Source organism: Bacteroides sp. DH3716P, from assembly GCF_025914115.1.
GTDB classification, from domain to species: Bacteria; Bacteroidota; Bacteroidia; order Bacteroidales; family Bacteroidaceae; genus Bacteroides; species Bacteroides ovatus.
In genome coordinates, this window is the sequence record NZ_CP083673.1 from 5,817,195 (window position 1) to 5,824,140 (window position 6,946).

General features: G+C 40.4%; 4 protein-coding genes. All 4 read right to left on the reverse strand.

Annotated elements, in window-relative coordinates:
- Window positions 1-3: 3 nt before the first annotated feature.
- On the reverse strand, window positions 4-1,398 hold the full coding sequence (locus KQP79_RS22275) for a RagB/SusD family nutrient uptake outer membrane protein (RefSeq protein ID WP_004311899.1): 1,395 nt from the start codon (window positions 1,396-1,398) through the stop codon (window positions 4-6).
- A gap of 10 nt (window positions 1,399-1,408) precedes the next feature.
- Window positions 1,409-4,654, reverse strand: coding sequence for a TonB-dependent receptor (locus KQP79_RS22280; RefSeq protein ID WP_394812337.1), 3,246 nt, complete (start codon window positions 4,652-4,654; stop codon window positions 1,409-1,411).
- A gap of 294 nt (window positions 4,655-4,948) precedes the next feature.
- Window positions 4,949-5,890 (reverse strand): FecR family protein, encoded by a 942-nt coding sequence (locus tag KQP79_RS22285; protein WP_004311897.1) that lies wholly within the window; start codon window positions 5,888-5,890, stop codon window positions 4,949-4,951.
- Window positions 5,891-6,039: 149 nt separating this feature from the next.
- Entirely contained in the window at window positions 6,040-6,606 is a 567-nt protein-coding gene (locus tag KQP79_RS22290) for an RNA polymerase sigma factor (protein ID WP_004298079.1), read from the reverse strand.
- Window positions 6,607-6,946: the final 340 nt, after the last annotated feature.

Below are 6,946 nucleotides of genomic sequence, written 5' to 3' on the forward strand. Positions count from 1 at the left end.
TTATTAATTTCCTGTATATCCCGCATATCCGGGATTTTGTGGGTAGGCTACCGTACCGGCCATGTCAATCTCATCTTGAGGAATCGGATAATACATCAGATAAGTACGACCATCAAGTGTTTCTAGCAATTCTAAGCGATTTGTACGTTTGATGTCCTGCCAGCGCATGCCTTCAGCATAAAATTCACGACGGCGTTCGTCCAAGATCAATGTCTGATATTCTTTGTCCGATAGAGCTTTGATTGCTGCTTCACTTGGAGCGGTAGTATATCTTTTTTTCATATATTCCACTAATGCGGCGGCTCCGTTCGTTTTTCCGAGAGCTTCGGCTTTTATCAGATACATTTCTGAAATACGGGAGATTACTACCGGTGTGCAGGTATAATCTGACGTTTCCGCCAATTGATAAGTTCCATTCGGATATTTGATTACGCGGTTGGCATCTTGGCTGGTGAATGTGGCTTTTAACCGTACGTCTCCTTTGCGTGAAAGAGTATTATCATCAGCAAAAAGACTATTATAACACCAATCAGATGGAGCATAATTCCATGAACCGTCCGTGTCATTAACGTATAATGTGAAGTTTAGAGGACTGGATGCTCTTGAATTATTAACATAGGCAAATATAATTTCCGGACTTGAACTTCCTGCAACCCAATTTTTAGAGAAATCCATAGCGGTGGATGCGAGTGAGAAACTGGAATTAGCTAATACTGCTTCTGCATAGTTTGCAGCATCCGTCATCTTGTTCTGGAAAAGAGCTACACGTGCAGCAAGTGCATTTGCTGCGTCAGAAGATACGTACCATTTGGAATCTGCTTTTGACAGTAAGCGGATAGCTTTACCCAAATCCTCTTCGATGAATGTCCATACTTCAGCTTCCGGAGAGATAGGAACCACCTCTTTTGAACGTTTACGCAGGATGGGGACATTTCCATAATGAGAGGCCAGACGATAATAAATAAATGCACGGAAATAGTAAGAGACACCACCTACTTTTTTCATGAGAGCACTTTCTTTATTTTCGGAAGCTTCATAAGTTTCTACGAGAAAATTGACCTGATGCAATGTTGTAAATGAGTTTCTCCAAAAGGAGAGAATGTTAATTGCCTGATTGGTATACGAGGGAGACATTTCACATGGGTCTGTAATTTGACCTCCTCCAGGACCTGCTTTGAAATTTTCCCCTTGTATATCATCCAACCACCAGAAAGTGAATGTATAATTTTCCATAGTGGCGTATACTCCATTTAATAGCTTTTCGAGATCATCATCCGTCAAGGCTGATTGAGGAATTGCATGTCGGGGGCTGATGTCGTCCAGCCAGTCAGAACAGCTCGTGGCGAGTACAGTTATGGTCATTAAAACCAGAGTGAATAATAGTTTTATATTTTTCATATCGTTAGTTTTAGAAGTTAATGCTTGCACCTATGATAAAACTCTTTAATGTGGCTTGTTCTCCGAAATCTGCTCCGTAGCTGTTGCCTGTCGGATTACTTTCGTATGAGAATTCCGGATCATATCCGGAATATTTGGTCAGTGTAAAAAAGTTGTCGAGAGAAACAAAGATGCGAGCTCCCGTTACGTGTATTTTTGACAACAGAGAATGAGGAAGGCTATATCCCAATGTGATGGTTTTGAATTTGAAATAAGAAGCATCTTCCAGATAGCGGGTAGAAACAAGATTGTTTCCGAAACCGCCGGTGAACGTGCCTGCCAAAGTAGGGCGTGGAACAGTGTTGCTAGTTCCTTCTCCCCTCCAGTAATGGTTGGCGGCATATTTTGATATGTTATAGAATTGTTCCGAATTGACCAGTGTGCCATTTTTGTAACCTTTGATACTGCTGGACGCCAAGCCGAGATGTTCCGTACCTTCTGTTCCCCCGCAGCCTTTCCATGCTGACAGGATTTTACCTCCGGCTGCAAATTGGCAGAAAATGGATAAGTCGAAGTTTTTCCAGTTCATAGTCGAAGTGATACCACCATAAATGTCAGGTGTAACCTTTCCTACATACATGCGGTCATCGTCTGTGATGTCTCCGTCATTGTTGTAGTCAAAGTACTTACAATCACCGGCACGTACTCCTTTTGCGTAGAGTTTGCTTGGTACTTCCTGGTCGGTTTGATAAATACCATCCTGACGCAACATATAGAAAGCACTAACCGGTTTACCTACCATTAAAGCATGCATTACTTTACCGGTATTGGCACCACCACCGTTGATTTTCATATCAAGTACTCCATCCAATGACAATAGTTTGTTTTTTGTATAGGAGAGGTTAGTAGCAAGCTCCCATTTAAAAGGACCATCGAATATTTTACCGCTTACCATCACTTCCAATCCTTTGTTCTCCAGCGAGCCGATATTGGCTGTCCGGGTAGTATATCCTGTTGTAGCAAGTGTACTGATATTATAAAGTAATCCGCTTGTCTTTTGATAGTATCCGTCTACAGATAGCGCCAGTCGTCCGTTGAATAGCTCTGCGTTGATTCCGACATTCACCTGATTAGCTTTCTCCCAGATAAGATCCGCAGCATCTGCTCCGATTTTAAAACCGGATGAACCATTATAGGAATTTCCTCCCGAAGTTACTAATGACATAGCTGCCCAGTTACTGATACCATCCATACTGCCAGTCTTACCCCAACTGGCTCGTAGCTTTAAGTCATTCAGTGGCGTGCCTTTAGGGAAAAAAGGTTCGTTGATAATCCGCCACGCGAAAGAAGCAGAAGGAAATGTTCCATAACGTTTATCTTTTGAGAAACGTGAAGAACCGTCACGACGCATCGTTACATTTAAGATATAGCGATTATCCCAATTCAGGGCGGCACGTCCGAAATAAGATTCGAGTGCATATGCATTATATCCGATACTACCTGCGTAGATGTTAGAACCGGAATTTATCAGACCGAAGCTGGAAGAAGGATAAGCACCGTTTGCGTAATTATCACTGTAAGCTCCAAAAGTTTCATAGTTATACTCTTCGTATGAGTGACCAAGCATTGCTGAATAAGTCAGTTTATCCCAACTATTTTCATACGAAATTACGTTGTCTATAACATATCGGTAACTTACATTTTTCTGTTCGCTAAGTGCACCCCATCCTGCATTTTTGGAACGTGCGTCATGTTTCTCTGAAATTGTTTTCTTTTCTTCATCAAGAATACCGTATATGCTGAATGAGGGGGTGTATTTGAGTCCTTTGATAGGAGTAATATCAAAACTAAGGGCAGCTACTCCTTGTTTCTTATGTACAGTCCAGTCTTCTTCATTAATCAGCATAACGGGATTATGACGACATAATTCTGTTGACATCACTGTATAGCCTCCATCTTCCCGATAAGCTCCAATCCATGGTTGTTCTTCACGGGCAGTACGAATCACTTTCAAACTGGTAGATGACTCTTCCACTTTATCGAAACGGCTGTAAGATCCTGTGAGATTCAGATTCAGTTTAAACCATTTGTTCAGCTGATGAGTAAATTTTGCCCTTAGGTTGGTTTGCTGGAATCCGCTGGTACGGATGATACCTTGTTGGTCGTTAAATCCCACAGAGGTGAAAAAGGTAGTTTTCTCATTACCTCCCGAGAGATTGATAGATGCCGTAGTAGAGTGTGCTATATCACGTTGAATGAGTCCGAGCCAGTCTGTTTCGGTAATCCGGTCGGGGATAAAGAATGATTTTGTGTCCTTCTTCTGCACATTCCAATTATCTACGGCTGCTTGCATAGTACGAGTATATTCTGCTACATTTGCCATTGGTATATCGTTGGCAATCCATCCAAGGCTGTGGCGTACACTGGCATTTACGCGTGTTTTACTGTTGGTGTTCCCCGATTTTGTGGTGATGATGACAACACCGTTGTTAGCTCGCGAACCATAGATGGCAGCAGCTGAAGCATCTTTCAATACGTCCATGCGTTCGATGTCGTTGGGGTTTAGCATAGGCATTGATTCACTGGGAACTCCATCGACCACATACAGTGGGGTGCTGTTACCTGTGATGGATGCAATACCGCGTACCCGTACACTCGGTTGTTCACCGGGGGTGCCGCTGGCAGAGGCTACATTTACACCAGGAGTACGACCTTGCAGCATCTTGGCTACATTGTAGTCACTGCCTTGATCCAGATCATCCACTTTCAGGCTACTGATAGAAGTGGTTACTAGTTTTTCGGACTGGGAGCCATAGCCGACTACAACTATCTCATTTAATGCAATGCTGCTTTCTTTCAAATATATTTTCAGATTGTTTTTATTGCCGGCTTTCACTTGTTGTGAGTCAAATCCAATATAAGATACTGTTAGTGGTTGGTTAGGATCTGCTACAATGGTAAAGTTTCCGTTAATATCTGTAATGACTCCGGTTCCTTTTCCTTGCATGACATTGGCGCCAATAATAGGAATTCCACTTTCATCTAGTACGGTTCCTTTAATCGCTCTCTTTTCATTACTTCTTTGTTCTGTCTCCTGCTTTACCAATACGATGGTGTTGTTGGTAAATGAATAAGATATATTCAAAGGAGTAAATACCTGTGAGAGCGCTTCGCTGATAGGTTTCTTTGTGCAGCTAATTGTCACTTTAGTCTGATCGTTAAGAACATGATTCCGGTATACAAAAGTATATCTCGTTTGCTGTTCTACTTGTTTCATGAAAGTTTTTACCGTGCCATTTTTGATATGAATGGACACATTTTCTTCTTGGGCAAACACTCCCGAAGGGAATAAAATTATAGCAGCGGATAAAATGGTAAAGTTTCTAAAAATAAGGCTGTTCCGCAGTTTCCTTCTCAATAAAAATGTTAACTTTGTGATATTCATAGTTGATAATGTTTTGATGTATAAAATTTTATCGACTTCCATACAACCAAAGGATTGGGCGATTCTTTGGTTGTTCTTTTTTGATTTTAACTACTATGTGTTTTCCATAAGCTCCTTTCTTTTAAATTAGTAAATAGTTATTATATCTTTATGTATCTCGTACTTAAATCCGTATTGTATGCTTAAGGATCTTATGACATTCTGTATACTTTCGTTTCGGAAAGATCCCGATAGTAAATCTTGTGCGATTTGCTTATGATGCAATCTGATTTCCACCCCATACCATCGTTCTATCTGGGCTATTACATCAATTAATGGTGTGGATTCAAAGATGAGGTAATTATCTCTCCATCCGGCTTCAACATGGGCATCCGCTTTGCTTATTCGTAGTGTTCTGTCCATAGCGGAATAGGTTGCCTTTTGTCCAGGTGAAAGCGTATATTCATGGGGAAGTGAACCACCTGATATTCTGATTCGTCCGCTAAGTAAAGACGTTTCTACAATGTCTTTTTTATAGGTCTTTACATTGAATGAAGTTCCTACTACTTCAATTTGCAGATCGTTGATTATTACCTTGAATGGGCAATCGGGATTCTTGGCAACATCGAAAAAGGCTTCTCCTGATAGTTTGACGAGGCGTTGCTTGGAGTTGTTTACATCATATTCCAGGTTTGTAGCCGCATTTAGATGTACAAATGTACCATCAGGGAGAGCCATTTCTGCTTTACTGCCAGCTCTAACTGTTACAGCAACCATTTGACTTTCCGGGTTATTCATCCATGTATAAAGTCCAAAAGAGGATGATAGGATGATAGCGATAATGGCAGCATATTTCATATATTGCAGCCAACGGCGTCTCCAAATGATTTGTTGTAGTTCCTTTCGAATTTGCTTTTTCATCATAGGAGGCATCTTTATCTCTACTGTGTCGTTTTCCATATCTATCATGGTATTCCATAACTCTTCGTCAGGTATGTTGTTGAGTTCATTTCTGAACTTTCCAATATCGGAAGAGGTGATTCCTTTTTCGATGTACTGGCAATATAACTTTTTAAATTGTGGACTCATATTATTGGTGTTTCTATAGGTTATACGTAAATACATAAAGGGAGTACTAGACTTTTTTTATGTTGTAGAGCATAGAAAAAGTTAGGAATAGTAGGTGTTTGTAGAGTTTTGTGGAGTTTTAATTATTCCTACTGAAAGTGTTATTCTTGTTACAGGAAGAAAATAAAGAGAATATTATATTTCATCATTTCGCTGCGAAGAATCTTCAGGGCGGAAGTCAGATAGTTTTTCACCGTTTGTTCGGAGAGATCCAGTTGTTCGGCTATTTGCTTGATGGGGATATGTTTCTCCCTGCTTAATTCATAAATCTCGTGTTCCCGTTGTGACAGAACTTTCTTCGATTGTTGAAGTTGTTGCAGGAATTCGTCGTACAATAAGATATCTTCCGGCGATACGTCAGTTGCCTGGTTCTCGCAATACTCCATGAAGTCTTCGAATTGCAGTTCGTTGACTTGTTTGCGGAAATAATCGATTACCTGATGTTTGGCAATAGTGAAAATAAAGGCTTGCAGATTGCCGAAGCTATTCAACTGGTTACGGTTGTCCCATAGGCGTAAAAAGGTATCCTGAACAATATCCTGTGTCAGGGAACGATTTTTTAGTTGTTTAAGAACAAAGCTGTAAAGTCGGTCGGCATAGGCTTCATAAATCTGTGTAAAAGCCTGGTAGGAGCCGTTGCGTAGTTCTTTTATGCACTGTATTTCGTCTATTTTCATCCTTTCTGCAATAGAAGTAGGTCGGGCAAATGTACTGAAATAATTTAGAAATCAACAAATCTATGTGAATAAATAAAGAGAAACCGATGTCCGGTAGTTGGCAGATGAATTTTATTTTGCAATCATATTACAATCATATATTGAGCTTTATTGTGCCGTCTCTTGCTTTCCGCTAATTAATTTTGTATCTTTACTGTTTTTTACCCTTGTAAAGACAGGTGGTCACCTTATGCAGTGATAAATATCACCTTATACAGGGCAGACGCATTAAAAATTATTTTCCTGTAAAAGTTGTGACAAATATTTTTCATCCCATCCGGCTTTTAGTCTTTTCAGATTC

Bases quoted from the DNA above. Each gene is read 5' to 3' on its own strand.
- KQP79_RS22290 (WP_004298079.1), bottom strand. From the start codon at position 6,606: ATGAAAATAGACGAAATACAGTGCATAAAAGAACTACGCAACGGCTCC.
- KQP79_RS22285 (WP_004311897.1), bottom strand. From the start codon at position 5,890: ATGAGTCCACAATTTAAAAAGTTATATTGCCAGTACATCGAAAAAGGA.
- KQP79_RS22280 (WP_394812337.1), bottom strand. From the start codon at position 4,654: ATGAAACAAGTAGAACAGCAAACGAGATATACTTTTGTATACCGGAAT.
- KQP79_RS22275 (WP_004311899.1), bottom strand. From the start codon at position 1,398: ATGAAAAATATAAAACTATTATTCACTCTGGTTTTAATGACCATAACT.